Origin of the sequence: Zoogloea sp. LCSB751, assembly GCF_002028455.1 — a bacterium.
In the GTDB taxonomy this organism is placed as follows: Bacteria; Pseudomonadota; Gammaproteobacteria; order Burkholderiales; family Rhodocyclaceae; genus Zoogloea.
Genome location: NZ_MWUM01000027.1, coordinates 37,012 through 58,222, shown reverse-complemented (window position 1 = coordinate 58,222; position 21,211 = coordinate 37,012). Strand labels below are relative to the sequence as shown.

Genomic DNA, 21,211 nt, shown 5'->3' with positions numbered 1-21,211 from the left:
GCTGCACCAGGTTCAGGCGCGGTAGCGCGGATGGCTTGGGGGCGTGAAATGTATGACAGCCTGAAAAGAAAAAAGCCCGAGCACAGAAGGGCTCGGGCTAAATCCACACCAAAGGAGGAGGGTGGAGGAGACAAGCTTCATTCTAAACGTCCTCCCCAGGTATTAAATACAAAGCTTTCTATCGTTCGATAAATATGACTAATCGACGGTGCTGTTCAACGAAGCATGTCGTCTCGGTAGTGCCTGCCACTTTGGTCGTTCAAGCGGCTGGGAACATCTTTTGAATAGCGCCCGGGTAACTTTCGAAGCCTTATAAACTGCCTCCTGACTGCGTCAATCTGTTGTGTATCGATGATGTGGCCGCATCTGACTCCACTTGGTTGAAGCCTGAACTGTATGGTTATCGAGACCGGGCGCCCCAAGAAGTAAGCTGAGAGCAACTGGGCGAAGCTTGTTTGTCGTTTAGAGCCTACGCATCGAAGCGCGGAGCCGCGTTAGCGCTGAGCGGCTGGCGGGAGCATCTTGAAGATGGGCTGTAACCGCCAAATCCCATCAGTACTTGGCCCCGCGAACGTTCAGCACGGGCCGTGCCAATGCGACGACACGCTCGGCGGCCCATGCTGGCGCAGGTCTAGACCGAAGTGTTGTTCTCCTCAGGCTTCTTCTCGGCCGACTCTTCCACTTTGTCGTCCGTGCCCATCACGCGTTGCCGTGCATTGGAGATGAGTTCGCTCGATGCCTCGACAACCTGCTGGCCCGCCGCCTTGGCGCGGTCGGCAACGGAACCAGCCAACTCGGCTGCAGACGATACGGCGGACTTGCTGCTTTCCAGGGCGTCATCGGCCAGTTCCTTGGCCGCATCGGTCAGAGAGTCGATTCTTTTCGAGGCTGCGTCGGCGACCTCCTTGGCCTCGCTATTGACGGTTGAGGCAAGCTCCCCGGCGCCCTGGGCAATGGCGTTACCGGCTTCAGACACTTTTTCAGTCAAGTTCTGGGCCAATTCCTTGGCTTTGTCAAAAAGGCTCATGGTCAGCTCCTGATAGTAGGACTCGAGGAGTCAGCGTAGTGTGCTGCCGTGATGTTCATGTGACGGCATCATGGAAGGCCATGCCTCCTCTGAAAAAACCGTCATCTGCCCCAAGCCTCGTCAGCAGGGACGCCTTTGCATACCTGTCACGGGCTTGTCTACGTGGGGAGGGCTCCAGGCGCAGGTCGGTGACTGTCATCAATGGTCGTTAAGGCCACCGGCAGCTGACCGCACTACGTGCTGCCGGGGATGGGGTTCTTTCAGTCTCGCCAGGTCGCCGACGGTGAGTTCCTTGGTCTGTCCACTTGTCACGGCTTGGTCATCGTTCAGTGCTGAACGTGAAATGTGTGCTCCGTAGTGTGTTTGCCTTTTAAGAAATACACCAAGAATGATGGAGACAACTCTCACGCCGCCTGCCGCTGCGTCGATTCAACGTGCGCTTCTACCAGACGATTCGCTTCAAAACCGGGCTCTTCCGCTGCTTGAGGACTGTAACGCGCAACAACTTCAACTCCGGGCATTGCTCGCGGTCACGCTGGGCGACCACGGCGGCGTACTTCGACTTCAGTCACAAGAGATACGTGATGGCTTTCTTCTTGCCTGTTCCATGATGGGGGATGAGGTACGCCAACTTGCAGCGGTGTTTCAAAATCGCTTGAGGGCGGGGCATGCCGCATGACCTTCTGCAGCGGAGGGGGCTGTGCCGTGATGGGCTGAGCGTGAACTTCGCCTGGAGAAGCCTCTGCGGCCGGTACTTTTCCAGGCATAAGAACATGACGTGCACGTCACAATGACCAGGATGGGTAGTGAGACGTATACTTCCAGCTTGGCTTGGCCCGAGCCGAAAGCACCCGTTTGGGCGAGCACTGCATCGAGGTAAGCAATGATGGTTGATGAACTTGTCTATCGTTTCTGTGTGCGAGAAAAGCTAACCCAGGACCGTCCAGAAAAGAGTCGCCCCATTTTTATCACGCGCGGTCACCTCAGTGAGACCGTCGCTCGCGAACGGTATGAGGTTATCGAGCGGCTAGAGCATACGGCGCGTAACGCCCGGTTGAACGAGGCCCTCTCCGGGCTCTCGTAACGTAGCCTGCGGGCAGGGGCGCTCTAGGGTTCTTAGTGGCCCCGCGAAGCCAGGTGCTTCAGTAGCGCGTCTGATTGAATCGCTGTGTGGTCTAAACGTTCGATGACTTCGAAACGGTCTCTTGAGACCGTTCGCTGCCGCCCTTGCCGGCGGGGAAAGTGGCGTGCGTCATCGCACTGTATGAACGGGCTGCAATGAAAGAAGCGCGAGGGGAGCTTCAAGAAGGGCTGCCGCTGACTCCGGCGTGACTGCGTTCAGTTTTGCGACGGTGCGAATGGGATGATGCTATTGCTGTTGGGCCCGTCCTCTCGCCCCGTGCTTCACAGGCGGCAGGTCAGTATCTGTATGCCATCGCCACAGGGCATGAGGATGCGCGCTTGCTGGCTGGGAATTTGTCGCCTGAGGCGTTGGATGTGGCAGAAAGGGCGGCACGGCGCTTCCGTGCCGAAGTTCAGGTGCTGTCGCTGAGTGAATGTCTATGAGGCTGGACTCCGGCTCCTTGCCTTCCCACTCCGGCAAAGTTGTCTCCTTTCGGCCACCAGCTGACTGTCAGCCAAGTGCAGATTGAGACGTCTAAATGGCCGGTTTGCTTTGAAAGCGGTCGGAGTATAGGCAAATCAGCACTAAGCCCTGGCTGGGTAGCGAAGCCTCTCCAGCATGAAATCCACAAACGCCCTCACCCTCGCAGACAAATGCCTGTTCTGTGGATACGTGACAGAGAACTGCCGCGACCTCCCGCCATACCTGTGCAGCACTTCTACCAATTCGCCGCGCGCCACTGCCGGTCCCGCAATAAAGTGATAAGTCTGGAATAACCCGCCTCCTGCGTTGCCCCAACTGATGCAGCCAAGCGCATCGTCGAGCAACCGGAAACGGCTACGGAATACATAATCCAAGTCCTGCCCGTCCGGCATCTTCAGAATCCAGGGCATGGCGCGTCCAGTGCTCGGTAAAATGAATTGTAGGCAATCGTGCTTGACCAAATCATCAAGGTTTTCGGGTACGCCTTTGCGAGCAAGGTAATCTGGTGTCGCAAAGATGCCCACCGTCGCATCTTCCAACTTGTGTGCAATCAGGCGCGAGTCCTGCAGCGTACCAATCCGGATAGCCAGGTCATACCCTTCATCGACAATGTCGGCTACCCGGTTGGATAGACTCAGTTCCAATTCAATCTGCGGATATGTCGTGGTGAAATGGTGAAGTATGGGCAGTAAGCGGTAGTTGGCGTACAGCGTCCCAACGCTAATACGGAGCAGCCCGCTGGGGACTTTCTGATTCCCAGTGATGGCCCGTTCAGCCTCGGCAATCTGCTCCAGTGCCTGCCGGCATTCCTGCCAATAGAGTTCGCCCTCACTGGTGAGCCTTACGTTACGTGTCGTCCGCGAGAAGAGTCGCACACCCAGCCGCTCCTCCAGACGCTTGATGGAGCGACTAACCGAAGCCGGCGTCAGCCCCAACGCCTCAGCGGCCGCCGAAAAACTGCCCAGTTCGGCAGCTTTGCAAAAGAGCTCGATGCTGCCGACCTGAGTGGTATCGAAAGTACGCATTATTTGTTCGTTCGCGTAACAAGTAATGTGATTTTATGGCGATTTATTCTTCTCAATGTTGAAAGTAAAGTGCGCTCCATCGGCACTTTTGCCACGACATGATTGAGGAAAGCACCATGAGCGACATTCTTTGGCCGGCCGGCTATGTACCCGGGTTCACCGACAACTACTGTTCCAACGAAGTCATCGTTACCGGACTGACTGTCGAGGAACTTTGGCCCTTCCTGAACACACCGCACCTGTGGCCAACCTATTACGCCAACTCAGCCAATACCCGCTTCTACGATGGCAAGGGGCCGGAACTGACCCAGGGTGACCGTTTCTATTTCGAAACCTTCGGTTTCCCCGTTGAAGCCCAGGTCGTTGAGCACGTTGCGCCAGTCGTCGGTCAAGCAGCACGAATCGCCTGGCATGGCTGGGCGGGTTCAACATCAGACGACCGTCTTGATGTTCACCATGCCTGGGTGATTGAGGAGCTATCGGCTGGTCGTGTGCGCATCCTGACACAGGAGACCCAGGTCGGCAAACCAGCGCAGGCACTGGCCCAAGCCAAACCGAATCCGATGATTAACGGCCATCAGGACTGGCTGGACGGCATGGTGGCCGCGGCTCGCCAAGCCAAGCTGACTGCGCAATGAATAGGGGGAACGAATGTCAAACATTGCCTTTTTGGGTTTGGGTGCGATGGGAAGCCGAATGGGGACCCGTCTGCTTCAGGCCGGACATCAGTTCAGCGTCGGAATCGCTCACCCGCTGCTAGCGAAGCACTGGCCAAACTAGGTGCGCCCGTTCTGCTTTATGTGGTCAATCCAGTGCGTGCGAGCCAACTGCTGGATGAGCGGATAGAAACGTCGCAGGCAGTAGGCGATGCCCGGTTTGAGGCGGATTCTTCCCGCACTGGCTCGCTCGAAAAAGAACTCGTCAGTACCTCCCCCGAAGTTCTGCAGGTATTTGAGAGCTTGCGCTGAGACTGTGGCCGTAACGGCACTGACGAGAGCTTGATAGCCCGGAAGGCTGGCGGCCGCTTGCGGTGACGTTATGGGGCTGTTTGAACGGAAAGCACTGATGGCAGACACCACGGCAGCCTGAGCGCCTTTGTTCTGGACCAGAACATCAGAGACGCTGCCAGGTAGGCCCGTGCTGTAGGGCTGTCCATGCTTCCAGTAAAGGGAGATGAAGCGTTCTCCGATGTGCCTGTTGGCCAACATCAAGTCGTCACCGTCGTCAGCACCAAATTCAATGGCAAGGTCGGCAAGTGCCATCCGCAGTGCGAACTTGTAGGTCGCCGTGAAATCCCCTTCGGCGAACAGTCGCTGCAGCTTTGATAAGAACTGCAGTTGGGCTTCAGGAGAGGGGGCTCTCGGGGCGGCAACCTAGCGTCCCGACCAGTAATCCGCTTTCTCGGGGATGACCCAACGGACACCGCCGCGAGGGTCGGCGACATCGCTCAGGAAGCGAGGAATCAGGTGGAGATGGAGGTGGGGGACGGTCTGGCCCGCGGCTGCGCCGTCATTGATGCCGATGTTGTAGCCATCTGGTCGGTGCGCCGCATCCACCGCGGCTTTGGCTTGGTCAAGCAGCTCCAGCAAGCCCTCACGCTCAGCAGGGCTCACCTCAAAGAACGAGCCGACATGTCGTTTCGGAATGATGAGGCTATGCCCGGCTGAGACCGGAAAGCCGTCGCAAATCCAGATTCCGAACTCGTTTTGGCCGACGATGCGCTCAGGGGGGAAGGGAGCAAAACGGACAGGGCAGTGCATTCATAGGTGCAGCATATCCATATTGGTTTTATTGGCATAGTCCTAGCTTGACAAAAGAGGCATTGCACGTTATGCCATTGTGCTTGTGGCGATGGTCGGGTAGCCTGATGCCGCTGGTCACACGTCTATCACCGCGCAGGAGAGGTTGGGATAGACGGTGACGAGATGGGGAAGGTGAAGGGCTTGAGCAATCGGAGGGGGTGAGTGATTACCGAGGTTCCAGTTCCACCTTTATCGGCCGTGACTGTTCCTTGGCGCTGGAGAGCTACTGCGCCCGGCGAGAGCGGCTACTGGCCACACTCAACTGCGTGGAAAGACAACGCCCCGCGAAGACGGCCGTCAGGGCCCGCATGCGATAGCGTCATGCAGAAAGGGAAGGTATGGGGTTGCAAGCGTTTGATGGTGATTTCTCGTGGGACCACCTGCCAGCACTCGGGAGGTGCCTAACGTGACGCGCCAAGGGCGAGACCCAGACGTTCCTGTCCTGTTCCTCGACTTCGATGGCGTTCTTCACCCTGACGAGGTTTATCGGGTCGGAGACAAAATCGTTCTCAGGATGGATGGGTTTTGTCTGTTCGAGTGGGCATCACTACTCGAGGACATCCTGGCTCCGTACCCAAGCTTGAGAATCGTGCTCTCGACTAGCTGGGCTCGGGTATTAGGGGTTGGTGAGGCACGTAGCTGGCTGGCCGAGGGATTGCGCAGGCGGGTCATCAGTGCGACTTGGCATGCGCACTGCCCGCGCGGCTGGGAGCTATTCCCGCGGTACGCGCAGATTCTTGGCGACGTGAAGCGACATGCTCATCGTCGATGGTTGGCGATTGACGACAGTGGGGAAGGGTGGCCTTCTGAGCATCGAGATAGGTTGGTGCTCTGTGACCCGCTTCTTGGGCTAGGGGCAGTCGCAGTTCAGAATGAGCTGCGTTCGAAGCTCGCGTGGCTGTTCTCAGAAAATGTTGGCGCAACCCCGGCATTTGGCTACGCACACACTGCTCCTCCCGAGCCACAGCAGAGCGATGTTGATGAAGTCAGTGCGTGGACCGCGCTCCTACGCCAAGGTGAGGAGATTCGACTTCAGTGGGTGACGGATGGGGTGCTCATGACGCCGGCGATGCTTGCAGAGGCTTGGGGAAGCACACAACAGGCGATTGACGATGCACGGCGGCGCGGTGACGTTTTCTCTATCGAGGTTGGCGAGCATCGTTATTACCCTGCTGTGTTCGCTAGACTGCCGGCTGAGGCCGTCAAGTACGTTTGCCAGGCACTTCAAGGTGATGATGTGGTGGCCAAGTTCGTTTTCTGGAACAAAGCACACGGAGTGCTTGGAGGATTGACGCTCGTCGAAGCTTTGTCATCGGGTAGACATGACCAAGTTCGTTGCGTGGCAGAGGCGTGGTCCGCCGAGCGTGGAGTCATGAGTAAAGCGGGTTCCTCAAGTTAGCCGTGATGCGCGTGGGCGTTGGCAGGATTGACTGCTATCCCGTTTTGGGTCGGCAGATTGAAGTGCTCCCATACAAGTGCTGCCGCGGGAACGTCGATTTCAAAGACGAGCCAGTGATGAATGACGGCAGGATTGAGCTGCAGGTGACGCTTGGCGTAGCCCTGTGCTGCGGGTCGAATGTGAGGCCTTAGTGCAGCTCGTCGGTGCAGTAAGTGCGGCGTGGACGTCGTGGGAGAACTGGTTCGGTCAAGTGAGCGTTTAACTCGGGCCATCTGAGATGGCCCCGTTGCGTCAAATTTTAGCTGGCTTTGGGGCTGCTGCTCATAGTTGTCCTCATCACAACAGGGGCAGGGTGGTTTGCAGGTCCGGATTGTTCCTGTGGTTGGTGGATGACTGCAGGGCTCGCTCGTCTTACCCCGCGTGGGTTGGTCCCACCGCATTCTCGTGCAGGAGCGCAGCCCGGGCTTCGGCCGGAGCTGTCGCTTGTAGCGGAGTAAGAGATTTCAGTGCGGGCGCCTGGCGGCGATTTCTTCTGCTTTCGTGGGGCGTCCTCGCCGCCGACGAGGCGCATTGGTTTCGGACTGTACGCAGGAGACTGTGGATGAGGGCAGGGGGTGCTGCTGTCGCTCGAGCCAGGCTTCAACGTCCGTGGGGCGGAAACGAAGCAGTCGCCCCACTTTGATGGCTGGAGGGAGGTTGCCACCGGTAGAGTGGCGGTTGTAGATGGTTTGTTCTGCTAGACCAAGGGCGGCGGCGAGTGTTTTAGGGGTGAGGAGTTGTTCCACGGTGCCATGCTCTGGGGTATGCAATCACGTGACTGCAATCAGTATAGGCCGACGCATACCCCATACTTACCCAGAACTACTCAAATACCCCTATGGCATTTTCTGGCGCATGCAGCACTTTTGCAGCACTTAGCTCGGTAACTGCTGGTAAAGTGTGGGAACGCTAGGTATAGAGTTTTATTTATTTTCAAAGGCTTAGGTTCTGGATGCCGCTGTTGGTGCGGGGGTAATTCGGATTCAAAATCCGCCGCCGCAAGGTGTGAGGGTTCGAGTCCCTCTCCCGGCACCAGCAATACTCTAGCAATACTCCCGCTTTTAGTCCATTTCCTTTGCCTAATCAACGACTTGTCGCAAGGTGGTCGGGTTTGGGTTGGGCACAGCCGTTCCTTTTTGCTTGTGGCCGTAGATTGGTCCACGGGCGTCAGTCCGCCTTTCTTTCCTGGGCTGGTCTCAGATTTGCTTATGTTCTGGCTCCTGGTCAGTCCGGGGTGTGCCGTCTTGTCTGTGGTGCATCCGGTTGGCATTGCTCTCATGGATTCGGGAGAGGCGCTGGCGATGAAGGTCCTTGTTCTGGGTGGCGGTACGATAGGTGTGTCCTGTGCCTACTTTCTGGCCAGGGCTGGGCATGAAGTCACGGTGCTGGAGCGCCGCTCGGGTGTTGCGCTGGAGACCAGTTATGCGAATGCGGGTGAGGTGTCACCGGGTTATGCGGCGCCTTGGGCCGTGCCGGGCATGCTGGCCAAGGTAATCAAGTGGTTGCTGATGGAGCACCGCCCGCTGGTCCTGCGCCCGCGCCTGGATCCGAGTCTGTGGAGCTGGTTGTTCAAGTTGCTCGGCAACTGCGATGCGAACGCCTATGCGCGCAACAAGGCGCGCATGCTGCGTCTGGCCGAGTACAGTCGTGATTGCCTGCGCCAGTTGCGCGCGGAAACGGGGATAGCCTATGACGACCGTGCCCGTGGCACGCTGCAGGTGTTCCGTCAGCAACAGCAGATGGATGCAGCGGGGTCGGACATGGCGATCCTCGAGCGTTATGGTGTGCCGTTTGCGCTGTTGGATAGGGAGGGGTGTGTCGCAAGGGAGCCCGCATTAGGTCGGGTTCGCGACAAGCTTGTCGGTGGTTTGTGGCTGCCAGGAGATGAAACCGGCGACTGCTTCAAATTTACCCGGTGCCTGGCGGAAATGGCTGAAAGGCTCGGGGTTCGGTTTCGGTTCGATGTGCCCATCACTGCATTGCACGTGGAGGGCGGTCAGGTGGCGGGTGTGGCGGCCGGAGTTGGCATCGAGCGCGCGGATGCCTATCTGGTGGCTCTCGGCAGTTATTCCTCAGCCCTGCTGAAGCCGTCGGGAATCGATCTACCGATTTATCCGGTCAAGGGTTATTCCCTGACCGTACCCATCATCGATCCGTCAGGGGCTCCGGAGTCGACGGTGATGGACGAGCTGCACAAGGTGGCAGTCACCCGTCTGGGGGACCGCATCCGGGTGGGCGGTATGGCCGAGCTGGCCGGTTTCAACCTCGATCTGCGGACGGCACGTCGCCGGACGCTGGAGTATGTTGCCGGCGACCTGTTTGGGCAGGGCGGAGATCTCTCCCGGGCAGAGTTCTGGACGGGTTTGCGGCCGATGACGCCGGATGGGACGCCGGTGCTGGGGGCGACGCCTCTGCCTAATCTTTATCTAAGTACAGGTCATGGCACGCTGGGGTGGACGATGGCGGCGGGAACGGGGCGGGTGATCGCGGATCTGCTCTCCGGGCGCGTGCCGGAGATCGACATGTCGGGCCTTGGGCTTGAGCGCTACGGCCAACGTCAAGTCGGGTAGAATGGGGCTGTGGATGCAAGTCTTTGAATGATTTGCTTTTGTTTTCATCCGTAGCTTCCGTAACGGTAGGTTGCGGCTCAATTTTACCGAGTGGGGCGTTTGTGGATCCTGGGTGATCCGCTTCCTGCTTCGCCGTTTTGCCCCTGTGCAGAGTCCCATGGCCCTTGATCCCCAAGCCAAGGCCTTGCTCGACATGGTTTACCGTGTTGGAGCGCCGCGCTTCCATGAACTGGATGTGCATCAGGCCCGTCATTCCTTTGAAAAATTGCAGTTTGCGCTGCGGCCGGAAGCTCCGGCAGTGGCTTCGGTCACCGATGTGCCGATCCCGCGTCTGCATGCCCGCGACGGCGCGATCATGGCGCGCCTGTACCGGCCCTTGCATGCGCGGCCGGACGCCGTGCTGCCCTTGGTCTTCTACTTCCACGGTGGTGGCTGGTGTGTTGGCAACATTCCGAGCTACGACGTGCTGTGCCGCGAGCTGGCCAATCACAGTGAATGCGCCGTGCTGTCGGTGGATTACCGGCTGGCGCCGGAGCACCCGTTCCCGGGGGCTGTGGAGGATGCCCATCGGGCGGTGAGTTGGTCGCTGGCGAACGGGGGCGTCCTGGGTATCGATCCGGCGCGCTTTGCGCTGGCCGGCGATAGCGCGGGCGGCACGCTGAGCGCCGTGACGGCGCTGCAATTGCGGAATGAAAGTGGTCCGCGGGCTGCGCTGCAGTTGCTGATTTACCCGTGCACCGACATCCTCAGTCAGCGCCCTTCCCGCCGAACATACGCCAACGGTTATTTTCTGGATACCGAGAGCCTGGCCTGGTTCTTCGAGAAGTATCTGCCATCGGATTCGGACTGGAGCGACTGGCGTGCTTCACCGCTGCTGGCCCCGCGTTTCGATGATCTACCGCCGGCAACTTTCATCGCCGCCGGCTGCGACCCTCTTACCGACGATGTGCGTGCCTACGCCGATGCCTTGCGCGAAGCGGGGGGGGTGGTCCGCTTCCATGAGTTTGAAGGCATGGTCCATGGCTTCTTCACGCTCGGAAAGTTTTTTCCGCAAGCGCGGGAGGCTGTTGAGCTCGCCGGAAAGGCGCTGGCTGAAGCCCTGCTGATTCCGGTCTAGATGCAGACGAAGCTGATGAGCTGAGGGCTGCTGGCGCAGCTGCGGCCCAAGGAAAAATGGCCGCGGCCGCGCAGTACCACTTCTTCACGGGATAGCTGAAACTCCCGCTCACCTTCGATCTGCACGAAGGTGCCGTTGCTGCTGCGATCGATCAGCACGAACTTGTCGCCGCGCAATTCTATTTCGGCGTGGCGCCTGGAGGACTGGCTGTCACTGATCACGATGTCGGCAGCCGGGTCCCGCCCGATACGGGCACTTGGACGCGCCGAGTTCAACACGAAGGAATTGCTGCCTAGATACAGGTGCAGCTCGGGTTCGGTGTCGAGCAGGAAGTGGTCGCTTTGAACAATGGTCAGTTCCCCGACGGCTTCGCACATCAGTTCGCACAGATCCACCGGACGGCTGACGCCGCGAATGACCCGTGGGGGGAGGGTGTGCAGCACGGAGCGCCACTCGGGTCCCAGGCGGCGGGCTGTCTCGGCCGAGATGATGGCCTTGCCGGGTGAGGCCAACTCGGCGAGGCGAGCTGCGAAATTGACCGTATCGCCGAATACATCCGTTCCGCTGGCCAGGACTGCTCCAAACTGGAAGCCGATGCGAACGGCCAGGCGCTGCTCCGGTAGCGCCGGGAGTTCCTTCACGCTTTGGTGAATGGACAGTGTCGCGTCAGCTGCGCTGTCGGCATCCCGAAATACGGCCATCAGGCCGTCTCCCGTATGCTTGACCACCCGGCCGCCCTTGGTTTCCACCGAAATCCGCATCGAGCGGATGCAGCGGTCGACAACCTCGAATGCCGATTTATCGCCGACGCGCTGATACAGCTGCGTGCTGCCGACGAGGTCGGCAAACAGGACAGCGCATTCTTGAGCGGGCGGAGTCGGGTCCGGCATCTGGGCGTGACTGGCTTAGGAGGCGTGATTCTAGCGGAGTCCGTGACATTTTCCGCACAGGCAAGGTAACAAATTTGCCGCACTCCGGGGAGTCGTCTGCCCGCGAAAACTGTGCAAAAAACGGAGTAAAGTGGTTTATGCGCATTTTCCTTGATCTAAATAGAGGCAATGAGGCCGTGCAGTGGGATAATCATGCGTTTAGCCGCGAACGGAACCGTCTCCTCGTGGCGCGTCATGTCTGTCTGGAAGGGGTTTCATGAAACGAGTTGATGATTTCCGTCTGCGCTTTGGCAAGCAGGAACTGGTGCCAATCGTGATCGGCGGTATGGGGGTGGACATCTCCACCGCGGATCTGGCGCTGGAAGCTGCACGTTTGGGCGGAATCGGTCATATCTCGGATGCAATGATCAAGACGGTCGCCGATCGTCGTTTCAACACCAAGTATGTGAAGGACAAGCTCCAGCAATACAAGTACAACGTTGCCAACTCCGACAAGTCGGTTGTGCAGTTCGACCTTGGGCAGCTTGCCGAGGCGACGATGCTGCACGTGGGCAAGACCATGGAGGCGAAGCGTGGGCCCGGCCTGATCTTCGTGAACTGTATGGAGAAGCTGACGATGAACGCGCCGAAGGAGACCTTGCGCGTGCGTCTGACGGCGGCACTGGATGCGGGGGCGGACGGCATCACGCTCGCGGCAGGCCTCCACCTCGGTTCTTTCGGCTTGATCGAAGATCATCCGCGTTTCCGGGATGCCAAGCTGGGCATCATCGTATCGTCCCTGCGTGCCTTGCAGCTTTTCCTGCGCAAGAGCGCCCGAACGAACCGGTTGCCGGACTACGTCGTGGTTGAAGGGCCGCTTGCTGGCGGGCACCTGGGTTTTGGCATGGACTGGGCCAAGTACGACTTGGCTGTCATCGTTGCCGAGATTCGTGTCTGGTTGCTTGAAGAGAAACTCGACATTCCGCTGATTCCTGCCGGGGGGATTTTCACCGGCAGCGATGCGGCGGCCTTCCTCGAGAATGGCGCCGGTGCGGTGCAAGTGGCGACGCGCTTTACGGTGACGAAGGAGTGCGGTTTGCCGGAGGATGTCCAGCAGCACTACTTCAAGGCCAGCGAGGAGGAAATCATCGTCAATCAGATTTCCCCCACCGGCTACCCGATGCGCATGCTGACTGGGAGTCCCGCGATCGGGTCAGGTATCCGTCCGAATTGCGAGGCCTATGGTTATCTGCTCGACAGCAAGGGGAATTGCTCGTACATCGAGGCTTATAACAAAGAGGTGGCGCTGCACCCCGGGGTCAAGAAGGTTTCGGTGATGGACAAAACCTGCTTGTGCACTCATATGCGCAACTTCGATGTCTGGACTTGCGGCCATTACACGTATCGGTTGAAGGATACGTCCTACAAGAATGCCGACGGCAGTTACGAGATCCTTTCTGCCGAACACGTGTTCCGCGATTATCAGTACAGCACCGACAATTCCATCTTGCTGCCTGAGAAGGAGCAGGGCCGGGAATAAGAATCGAGCTGGCTGGATTTCGGATCCGGCGCTGAAAAAAATGGGGCGAATTCATCGCCCCATTTTTTATTGTTGAAAGAAGCGGCTTGTTGCTTCCTCAGGGATATGCATGCCGGTGGCGCGTGCGCGCTTCAGCAATTCCCAGTAATAGCGATAAGAGGCTCGGTCGTGCAATTTGCCGGCATGCTGGATCGGCCCCCAGTGCTTGTCCTGAGCGGAGATGAGAATCTGGCTGGCCTCCTCGACTTCAGAGAAATTCGGGCGCATCGCCTCGACGATGGGGACGATCTGGTTGGGGTGGATGCTCCACATTCTCAGATAGCCGAATTCCTGTCGGGCTCGCTCGGCGTCGCGGCGGATGTAATCGAGATCCTTGAGTTCGGTCGTGACATTGTGGGACGGAACGACGCCATTGGCGAGGGCCGCCGCCGCAATGTCGCATTTGGCGCGCGCCACCAGTGGGTGATCGAACTGGCCAGGACTGCGCATTGCGGAGCCTGGAATGGCGCCGTGATGTCCGCTGACAAAATCCATCAAGCCGAAATCAAGGGATTCGACCCTGTCAAGCGCGGCTATCTCCCATGCATCGCGCAAGGCCCCGTGGGTCTCGATAAGGACGTGGACTGGAATTTCCCGCCCGATGCCGTGCTGTAGTTCGGCACGCTTGATGGCTTCGATCTGCCGGGTTGCATCGGCTGTGCTACGTGGCTTGGGGATGGTCAGAAATGCCAGGCGTTTGCCTGCCTGTCCTACCAGAATGTCCACGTCGGCTTCCCAATGGGGGTGTGTGACGTCATGGATGCGCGCACCGACGCGTCCGAACCGATTCTCATCGGACATGACGATGCCGGCTGCCATGGTGGCATGCTCGGCCTCTGCGCCGGCGTGGGCACCATCCTCGCAGTCGCAGGTGATGTCGAAAACGGGGCCGAGCTCCTGTTGCAGGCTCATAGCCTTGCGCATCAGCTTTTCGCTGCCGGCGTAATGATCGACGGCGGGCAGGATTGGAAAGGGCTTTTCGCCCTGAAAGAGGACGAGATCGGGGTGGGGCAGGGCGGACATGGCGAGAATATGCTTGTTCGGAATTGATCGGCGGGAGAGTAGCAAAAAAAGCTCCATGAAAAAACGCGGGGACGTTGCCGTCCCCGCGTTGCCGTGAAGCTGAATTGCGTGGCCTGGATCAGCCCAGCAGGTCCTTCACGCCGTCACGTTCCTCAAGCAGTTCATTGAGGGTGTTGTTGATGCGGTCGCGGGAGAATTCGTCGATCTCCAGGCCCTGGATGATCTTGTATTCGCCGTTCTCGGTGGTGACCGGGAAGCCGAAGATGATGCCTTCAGGAATGCCGTAGGAGCCGTCGGACGGGATGCCCATCGTGACCCATTCGCCGTTGGAGCCGAGCCACCAGTCACGGATGTGATCGATGGCCGCATTGGCGGCGGAGGCGGCAGAGGACAGACCGCGCGCTTCGATGATGGCGGCGCCGCGCTTGCCGACGGTCGGCAGGAACACGTCACGGTTCCAGGCTTCGTCGTTGATCAGGGCCTTGACGCTGTCGCCGTTGGAGGTCACGGAACGGTAGTCGGCATACATCGTGGGGGAGTGGTTGCCCCAGACGACCAGCTTCTTCAGGCTGGAGACTTCACGGCCGGACTTGGTGGCCAGCTGGGACAGGGCGCGGTTGTGATCCAGGCGCAGCATGCCGGTGAAGTTCTTGGCCTGAACGCGGCCGTACTTGACGGCGATTTCCTTGGCAATGTAAGCGTTGGTGTTGCAGGGGTTGCCGACAACCAGCACCTTGACGTTGGGATCGGCGTACTGGCCGATGGCTGCGCCTTGCACGGTGAAAATCTTGGCGTTTTCGGTCAGCAGGTCCTTGCGCTCCATGCCGGGGCCGCGGGGGCGGGCACCGACCAGCAGGGCCACCTGGGCGTCCTTGAAGGCGACATTCGGGTCGTCGGTGGCGATCACGCCGGTCAGCAGCGGGAATGCACAGTCTTCGAGCTCCATGATGACGCCCTTAACGGCCTTCTGGGCTTGCGGGAGGTCAAGCAGCTGGAGGATGACGGGCTGGTCCTTGCCCAGCATTTCGCCACTGGCGATGCGGAACAGGAGGCTGTAGCCGATCTGGCCGGCGGCGCCGGTGACTGCGACACGAACGGGGGCTTTTGCCATTTATGAAACTCCCTCTAGTAAGAAGTGATTCGACACCATGCTGCAGACGCGCGCGGCCTCCCACAGGTCGTCGCGATGCGCAGTCGAAGTTGTGATCAATGGGTGATCGGTCAACGCATGAATCGTAGGTGCATTTATGAGGACTGTCAATTCATGTCTTATGTCTTATATAAGATAGAAGACATGTCGTGGACTGTCTTCTAAAAGTGTGCTTCAATTACCCAATGCGACCCGAATCGCCCACCTTCAGCCCTTTGTATCGTCAGATCAAGAATCTGATGATCAACGCCCTGCAGTCCGCCGAATGGCGGCCTGGGCAGGCCATTCCCAGCGAGCAGGAACTTGCACTGCGTTTTAATGTAAGTCAAGGTACCGTGCGCAAAGCCATCGACGAGATGGCGGCCGAGAACCTGCTTGTCCGAAAGCAGGGAAAGGGTACTTACGTTGCCTCTCACAACGATCCGCGCGCTTTGTTCAGGTTTTTGCGGCTTGTTCCGATGGACGGCGATCTGTCTCATCCACAGAGTATTCCTCTCGATTGCTGGAAGGCGAAGGCCGGTAATGAGGCTGCTCGAATGCTCGGTATTGAGCTCGGCGCGCCAGTCACCATTTTGCGGCGTCTTCTGCGCTTCACCGGGAAGCCGGTGGTGGTCGATGAAATTTATTTGCCGGGCGAGATCTTCCATGGCCTCACCATGGAGGTGCTGCAGGCTGCACACGGATCGCTTTACGGGCTTTTTGAGACGCGCTTTGGTGTCCGCATGATTCGTGCAGAAGAGCGGATCCGTGCAGTCGCGGCTGATCGCATGACCAGCGAGACGCTGGGGGTGTCCGAAGGTACTCCTTTGCTGTCAGTGGAGCGGGTTACCTATACATATGGCGATCGCCCCGTCGAATGGCGGCGCGGACTGTATTCGACGGCCGAGCACTATTATTTGAACGAACTCAACTAGGTTAAGCAGGGTGAATTGATGGGCTGGCCCGGCCTGTCGATGCAGGGTAAGGGTATATACTTATAATTTTTGTGTGGGAAAAGTGCGATTTCGCAATCGCAATTGCTAGAGGGAAAAATCTATGACAGAGGTGACTTTGAAAAAACAGCGCCCGAAGCATCTGGCGCTGAACGAGATCAGGCTGCCCTTGCCTGGCAAGGTCTCGATCCTGCATCGGGTCAGCGGCGCAGGGCTCTTCCTGATGCTGCCGGTTCTGCTGTCGCTCTTCGGTAGCAGCGTCGGTTCGCCCGAGTCCTACGCTTCCTTCAAGGAAGTCGTGGACAACGTCTTCGTCAAACTCATCCTGTCGGGTCTGGTGTGGGCTTACCTGCATCATTTCTGTGCCGGCATCCGTTTCCTGCTGCTGGATGTGCATGTTGGTGTGGATAAGCAGTCCGCCGTGTCCAGCGCCCGTCTCGTGCTGATCGTCAGCCTCATCCTCACTGTCATTCTGGTGTCCAAGCTATGGTAAAGCCCATCATTGTCGGCGCCCATTACGGTTTTCGTGATTGGCTCGCCCAGCGCATCACCGCGGTGGTGATGGCTATTTACACCGTTGTTCTCGCCGTTGCCGTGCTGTCCTCTTTCGATGGCTCCTATGAGAGCTGGCGTGGTGTGTTCAGCGGCGGTTTCATGCGGTTCGCGACCTTCCTGTTCTTCATGTCGCTGTTCTTCCATGCCTGGATCGGCGTTCGGGACATCTTCATGGATTACATCAAGCCGACGGGCATTCGTTTGACCCTGCATTCGGTTGTCGCTCTTCTGCTCATCGGTTACGCCGGCTGGGCTGCTCAGATTCTCTGGAGGCTGTAAGTGAAAGTCGCAAAGCGTACCTTTGATGCGGTGATCGTCGGTGCCGGTGGTGCCGGTCTGCGCGCCGCCCTGCAGCTCTCCGAAGCCGGTCTCAAGACCGCTGTCCTGACCAAGGTCTTCCCGACTCGTTCGCACACCGTGGCAGCGCAGGGCGGCGTGGCAGCGTCCCTCGGCAACTCCACTGAGGACAACTGGCACTGGCATATGTACGACACCGTCAAGGGGTCGGACTGGCTGGGAGACCAGGATGCAATCGAGTTCATGGTCAAGAAGGCCAATGAAGTGGTGGTCGAGCTCGAACACTTCGGCATGCCTTTCGACCGTACCGACAATGGCAAGATCTACCAGCGTCCGTTCGGCGGCCACTCGCAGAACTATGGTCAGACCCCCGTGTCCCGCTCCTGTGCGGCTGCCGACCGTACCGGCCACGCGATGCTGCACGCCCTGTACCAGCGTAACGTGCGCGCCAACACCCAGTTCTTCGTCGAATGGATGGCGATGGACCTGATCCGTAACGCGGATGGCGATGTGCTCGGCGTGACAGCCATGGAAATGGAAACCGGCGAAGTGTCGATCTTCCATGCGAAGGCCACCATTTTCGCGACCGGCGGTTCCGGCCGTATCTACTACAGCTCCACCAATGCCTTCATCAACACCGGCGACGGTGTCGGTATGGCGGCCCGTGCCGGCATCCCGCTGGAAGATATGGAGTTCTGGCAGTTCCACCCCACCGGCGTGGCCGGTGCCGGCGTGCTGATCACGGAAGGTGTGCGTGGCGAAGGCGGCATCCTGCGTAACGCCTCCGGCGAGCGCTTCATGGAGCGCTATGCGCCGAACCTGAAGGATCTGGCCTCCCGCGACGTGGTGTCCCGTTCTATGGTCACCGAGATCAACGAAGGCCGTGGCTGCGGTTCCGAAAAGGACCACGTGCTGCTCGACATCACCCACCTGTCGCCGGAGACGATCAACAAGCGTCTGCCTGGCATTCGTGAGATCTCGATCCAGTTTGCCGGTGTGGACCCGATCAAGGCGCCGATTCCGGTCGTGCCGACCTGCCACTACCAGATGGGCGGTATTCCGACCAACTACAAGGGCCAGGTCGTGGTGCCGAAGGACGGCAATTCGAATGTTCCGGTTGCCGGTTTCTATGCCGCCGGTGAGTGCGCGTGCGCTTCCGTGCATGGCGCCAATCGTCTGGGCACCAACTCGCTGCTTGACCTGCTGGTCTTCGGCAAGGCCGCCGGCGAAACCGTGGTGGCCGACTTCCAGTCCGGTCAGCTGACCCTCAAGCCGCTGCCTGAGAACGCTGCCGACGTGTCGCTGGCGCGTATCGCCCGCCTGGAAAGCCAGACCAACGGCGAAGAGGTCCATGAGGTTCGGCTGGCCATGCAGCGCACCATGCAGAAGCACGCCGGGGTGTTCCGTTTCGCCGACATGCTGAAGGAAGGCGTCACCAAGATCCTCGAAGTCGCCGAGCGTGCCAAGCACACCCAGATCAAGGACAAGTCCAAGGTCTGGAATACAGCCCGTACCGAGGCGCTGGAACTCGATAACCTCATCGAAGTCGCCAAGGCCACGATGGTTTCCGCCGAAGCCCGGAAGGAATCCCGCGGTGCCCACGTGCGCGACGACGCGATCGACTGCGCCGAGACCCCGAACGGCCGTGACGACAAGAACTGGCTCAAGCACACGCTGTGGTTCAGCGAGGGCAACCGCCTTGATTACAAGCCGGTCAACCTGCAGCCGATGTCGGCCGATGTCGAGCCCATCGCCCTTGCCAAGCGTACCTACTGAGCGTTCCGGAGAATAGAACATGAGCAGCAAGCGAACCGTACAGTTCAAGATTTACCGCTACGATCCGGACAAGGACGCCGCGCCGTACATGCAGGACATTTCCGTCGAACTCGAAGAGTCCGACAAGAAGCTGCTGGACGCTCTGGTGCGCCTGAAGGCCAAGGACGACTCCCTGTCCTTCCGTCGTTCCTGCCGCGAAGGTGTGTGTGGCTCAGACGCCATGAACATCAATGGCAAGAACGGCCTGGCCTGCCTGACCAGCATGGACGACATCGCCCAGCCGATCACGCTGCGTCCGTTGCCCGGCCTGCCGGTCATCCGCGACGTGATCGTCGACATGACCCAGTTCTTCAAGCAGTACCACTCGATCAAGCCGTACCTGATCAACAACGAGCCCGCACCCGAGCGCGAGCGCCTGCAGTCGCCGGAAGACCGCGATGAACTCAACGGTCTGTACGAGTGCATCCTGTGCGCCTGCTGCTCCACCAGTTGCCCGTCCTTCTGGTGGAACCCGGACAAGTTCGTCGGTCCGGCCGGTCTGCTGGCGGCGTACCGCTTCCTGGCGGATACCCGCGATCAGGCGACCAGCGAGCGCCTCGACAATCTGGAAGATCCGTATCGTCTGTTCCGTTGCCATTCCATCATGAACTGCGTCGACGTCTGCCCGAAGCACCTGAATCCGACGAAGGCGATCGGCAAGATCAAAGACATGATGGTTCGTCGCGCGGTATGACGCTCAACCGGGGGCGCGTGCGCTGGCAGTGCCGTCGGGCTCTTCTCGAGCTCGATCTGGTGTTCACGCGCTTCCTCGAAAGGCACTTCGATCGTCTCACCGACGATCAGCTGGCCGATCTGGATGACCTCTTGCTCGTCGAAGACCATGACCTGTGGGCCATGGTCAACGGCAGCAAGCCGGTCACCAAGGAGCGCTGGCAGGAAATGGTGGACCTGCTCCGGGCCCGGTAGCCCGGCAGATCTAGTCAATAGGGAGCTGGAGTTTCAACAGGGAAAAGGGACCAAAATATGACCACGCAACGTACTGCTACACTGACCGTAGGTGACAAGGCCGTAGATTTTCCGATCATGTCGGGAACGCATGGCAATGATGTGATCGACATTCGTACCCTGGGTGGTAAGACTGGGTACTTCACGTATGACTCCGGCTTCCTGTCTACGGCCAGCTGTCAGTCGAAGGTCACCTACATCGATGGCGACAAGGGTGAACTGCTCTATCGCGGCTACCCCATCGAGCAACTGGCTGAAAACTGCAATTTCCTGGAAGTCACCTATCTGCTGAAGAACGGCGAACTGCCGAACGCCACGCAGAAGACCGACTTCGAAAAGACCATCAAGAGCCACACGATGGTTCATGAGCAACTGACCAAGTTCTACTCCGGCTTCCGTCGCGACGCTCATCCGATGGCTGTCATGACCGGCGTGGTCGGTGCCCTGTCCGCGTTCTACCACGACGCGATGGATTTCTCCGACTCCGAGCACCGCAACATCAGCTTCAACCGCCTGGTTGCCAAGATGCCGACCATCGTTGCGATGGCCTACAAGTACAGCACCGGCATGCCGTTCATGTATCCGGACAACGATCTGGACTACACCTCGAACTTCATGCGCATGATGTTCGGCAACCCGTGCGAGAAGTACCAGCCGAATCCGGTGCTGGTCCGCGCCCTCGACATCATCTTCACGCTGCACGCTGATCACGAGCAGAACGCGTCCACCTCGACCGTCCGTCTGGCTGGCTCCTCCGGTGCCAATCCGTTTGCCTGTATCGCTGCCGGTATCGCCTGCCTGTGGGGCCCGGCGCACGGCGGCGCGAACGAAGCCTGCCTGCAGATGCTGGAAGAGATCGGCGACGTGTCCCGCGTTGGCGAGTACATCAAGCGCGCCAAGGACAAGAACGATTCCTTCAAGCTGATGGGCTTCGGTCACCGTGTCTACAAGAACTTCGACCCGCGCGCCAAGCTGATGGGCAAGGTCTGCGCCGATGTGCTCGGCGAACTGGGCCTCGAGAACGACCGCCTGTTCAAGCTGGCCAAGGAACTCGAAAAGATCGCTCTGGAAGACGAATACTTCGTCGAGAAGAAGCTCTACCCGAACGTGGACTTCTACTCCGGCATCGTCCAGAAGGCGCTCGGCATTCCCACTGAAATGTTCACCTGCATCTTCGCGCTGGCCCGTACGGTCGGCTGGATGACCCAGTGGGAAGAAATGATCACCGATCCTGAGTACAAGATCGGTCGTCCGCGTCAGTTGTACATCGGCGCCGCTCGCCGCGACGTCGTCCCGCTGGCCCAACGCGGCTAAGTTTGCCCGGAAGGGGAGGGGGAAACAGGAGAGCGAACGCGGGATGGTCGAAGCATCAGGCCATCCCGCTTCGTTTTTCTGAGGAAGTGAATCAAACAGGGATTTCTCCCCACCGAAAGCAAGTAC

General features: G+C 59.0%; 22 protein-coding genes. 13 read left to right on the top strand and 9 right to left on the bottom strand.

Translation table 11 applies throughout. From position 1 onward, the window contains the following. Nucleotides 1-631: 631 nt before the first annotated feature. A complete protein-coding gene (locus B4920_RS21765; protein WP_079436783.1) occupies nt 632-1,027 on the bottom strand; it encodes a hypothetical protein in 396 nt (131 codons plus the stop codon). 1,707 nt (nt 1,028-2,734) lie between these two features. Then, nucleotides 2,735-3,658 (bottom strand): LysR family transcriptional regulator, encoded by a 924-nt coding sequence (locus tag B4920_RS21755; protein WP_079436781.1) that lies wholly within the window; start codon nt 3,656-3,658, stop codon nt 2,735-2,737. Between the two features lie 116 nt (nt 3,659-3,774). Between B4920_RS21755 and B4920_RS21750 the strand changes: the two genes are divergently transcribed. Further along, entirely contained in the window at nt 3,775-4,296 is a 522-nt protein-coding gene (locus B4920_RS21750) for a polyketide cyclase (protein WP_079436780.1), read from the top strand. Between the two features lie 13 nt (nt 4,297-4,309). Then, on the top strand, nt 4,310-4,438 hold the full coding sequence (locus B4920_RS31025; protein WP_216819985.1) for an NAD(P)-binding domain-containing protein: 129 nt from the start codon (nt 4,310-4,312) through the stop codon (nt 4,436-4,438). Here B4920_RS31025 and B4920_RS29995 read toward each other — a convergent pair. Then, the gene (locus B4920_RS29995; protein ID WP_079436779.1) at nt 4,435-4,920 is read right to left on the bottom strand and encodes a hypothetical protein; all 486 of its coding nucleotides are present in this window, start codon (nt 4,918-4,920) and stop codon (nt 4,435-4,437) included. The two genes, B4920_RS31025 and B4920_RS29995, sit on opposite strands and share 4 nt — an antisense overlap. Nucleotides 4,921-5,031: 111 nt before the next feature. After that, on the bottom strand, nt 5,032-5,418 hold the full coding sequence (locus tag B4920_RS21740) for an HIT family protein (RefSeq protein ID WP_254051017.1): 387 nt from the start codon (nt 5,416-5,418) through the stop codon (nt 5,032-5,034). A gap of 412 nt (nt 5,419-5,830) precedes the next feature. Here B4920_RS21740 and B4920_RS29570 point away from each other — a divergent pair, with 412 nt between their 5' ends. Further along, complete coding sequence (locus B4920_RS29570) at nt 5,831-6,859, top strand: HAD domain-containing protein (protein ID WP_368664733.1); 1,029 nt, start codon at nt 5,831-5,833, stop codon at nt 6,857-6,859. Here B4920_RS29570 and B4920_RS31020 read toward each other — a convergent pair. Both B4920_RS31020 and B4920_RS21725 read right to left on the bottom strand, forming a co-directional pair. Next, nucleotides 6,856-7,131: a replication initiation protein gene (locus B4920_RS31020; protein ID WP_161493364.1), complete on the bottom strand. Its 276-nt coding sequence runs from the start codon at nt 7,129-7,131 to the stop codon at nt 6,856-6,858. The two genes, B4920_RS29570 and B4920_RS31020, sit on opposite strands and share 4 nt — an antisense overlap. Before the next feature lie 231 nt (nt 7,132-7,362). Then, nucleotides 7,363-7,644 (bottom strand): AlpA family transcriptional regulator, encoded by a 282-nt coding sequence (locus B4920_RS21725; RefSeq protein WP_254051016.1) that lies wholly within the window; start codon nt 7,642-7,644, stop codon nt 7,363-7,365. A 555-nt stretch (nt 7,645-8,199) separates the two neighbouring features. Between B4920_RS21725 and B4920_RS21715 the strand changes: the two genes are divergently transcribed. Together B4920_RS21715 and B4920_RS21710 are read left to right on the top strand one after the other, a co-directional pair. Further along, the gene (locus tag B4920_RS21715; protein WP_079436797.1) at nt 8,200-9,468 is read left to right on the top strand and encodes a D-amino acid dehydrogenase; all 1,269 of its coding nucleotides are present in this window, start codon (nt 8,200-8,202) and stop codon (nt 9,466-9,468) included. Nucleotides 9,469-9,625: 157 nt separating this feature from the next. Next, nucleotides 9,626-10,585 (top strand): alpha/beta hydrolase, encoded by a 960-nt coding sequence (locus B4920_RS21710; RefSeq protein WP_079436776.1) that lies wholly within the window; start codon nt 9,626-9,628, stop codon nt 10,583-10,585. Here the strand turns inward: B4920_RS21710 and B4920_RS21705 are convergent. Beyond that, a complete protein-coding gene (locus B4920_RS21705) occupies nt 10,582-11,475 on the bottom strand; it encodes an adenylate/guanylate cyclase domain-containing protein (RefSeq protein ID WP_079436775.1) in 894 nt (297 codons plus the stop codon). The genes B4920_RS21710 and B4920_RS21705 overlap by 4 nt on opposite strands. Nucleotides 11,476-11,731: 256 nt before the next feature. Between B4920_RS21705 and B4920_RS21700 the strand changes: the two genes are divergently transcribed. Next, nucleotides 11,732-12,994: a nitronate monooxygenase gene (locus tag B4920_RS21700; RefSeq protein ID WP_079436774.1), complete on the top strand. Its 1,263-nt coding sequence runs from the start codon at nt 11,732-11,734 to the stop codon at nt 12,992-12,994. A 66-nt stretch (nt 12,995-13,060) separates the two neighbouring features. Here the strand turns inward: B4920_RS21700 and B4920_RS21695 are convergent, their stop codons facing one another. Both B4920_RS21695 and B4920_RS21690 read right to left on the bottom strand, forming a co-directional pair. Further along, complete coding sequence (locus tag B4920_RS21695; RefSeq protein WP_079436773.1) at nt 13,061-14,056, bottom strand: CoA ester lyase; 996 nt, start codon at nt 14,054-14,056, stop codon at nt 13,061-13,063. Nucleotides 14,057-14,174: 118 nt separating this feature from the next. Beyond that, on the bottom strand, nt 14,175-15,167 hold the full coding sequence (locus B4920_RS21690) for a malate dehydrogenase (RefSeq protein WP_079436772.1): 993 nt from the start codon (nt 15,165-15,167) through the stop codon (nt 14,175-14,177). Nucleotides 15,168-15,391: 224 nt separating this feature from the next. On the opposite strand from B4920_RS21690, the gene B4920_RS21685 reads away from it, so the two are divergent. The 7 genes from B4920_RS21685 to gltA all read left to right on the top strand — a co-directional run bounded on the left by B4920_RS21685 (nt 15,392) and on the right by gltA (nt 21,085). Next, entirely contained in the window at nt 15,392-16,120 is a 729-nt protein-coding gene (locus B4920_RS21685) for a GntR family transcriptional regulator (protein ID WP_079436771.1), read from the top strand. 121 nt (nt 16,121-16,241) lie between these two features. Next, entirely contained in the window at nt 16,242-16,631 is a 390-nt protein-coding gene (sdhC, locus tag B4920_RS21680; protein WP_079436770.1) for a succinate dehydrogenase, cytochrome b556 subunit, read from the top strand. Further along, complete coding sequence (sdhD, locus tag B4920_RS29765) at nt 16,625-16,972, top strand: succinate dehydrogenase, hydrophobic membrane anchor protein (protein WP_173862688.1); 348 nt, start codon at nt 16,625-16,627, stop codon at nt 16,970-16,972. The genes sdhC and sdhD overlap by 7 nt, the downstream gene beginning before the upstream one ends. Continuing rightward, a complete protein-coding gene (gene sdhA, locus B4920_RS21675; RefSeq protein WP_173862687.1) occupies nt 16,973-18,766 on the top strand; it encodes a succinate dehydrogenase flavoprotein subunit in 1,794 nt (597 codons plus the stop codon). Between the two features lie 19 nt (nt 18,767-18,785). Next, nucleotides 18,786-19,499 carry a succinate dehydrogenase iron-sulfur subunit gene (locus B4920_RS21670; RefSeq protein WP_079436769.1) on the top strand — a complete coding sequence of 238 codons (714 nt, stop codon included), beginning with the start codon at nt 18,786-18,788 and terminating at the stop codon, nt 19,497-19,499. After that, nucleotides 19,496-19,732, top strand: a complete 237-nt coding sequence (locus tag B4920_RS21665) for a succinate dehydrogenase assembly factor 2 (protein ID WP_079436768.1) — start codon at nt 19,496-19,498, stop codon at nt 19,730-19,732. The genes B4920_RS21670 and B4920_RS21665 overlap by 4 nt, the downstream gene beginning before the upstream one ends. A gap of 57 nt (nt 19,733-19,789) precedes the next feature. Next, nucleotides 19,790-21,085, top strand: a complete 1,296-nt coding sequence (gene gltA / locus B4920_RS21660) for a citrate synthase (protein WP_079436767.1) — start codon at nt 19,790-19,792, stop codon at nt 21,083-21,085. The last annotated feature ends 126 nt before the right edge of the window (nt 21,086-21,211 follow it).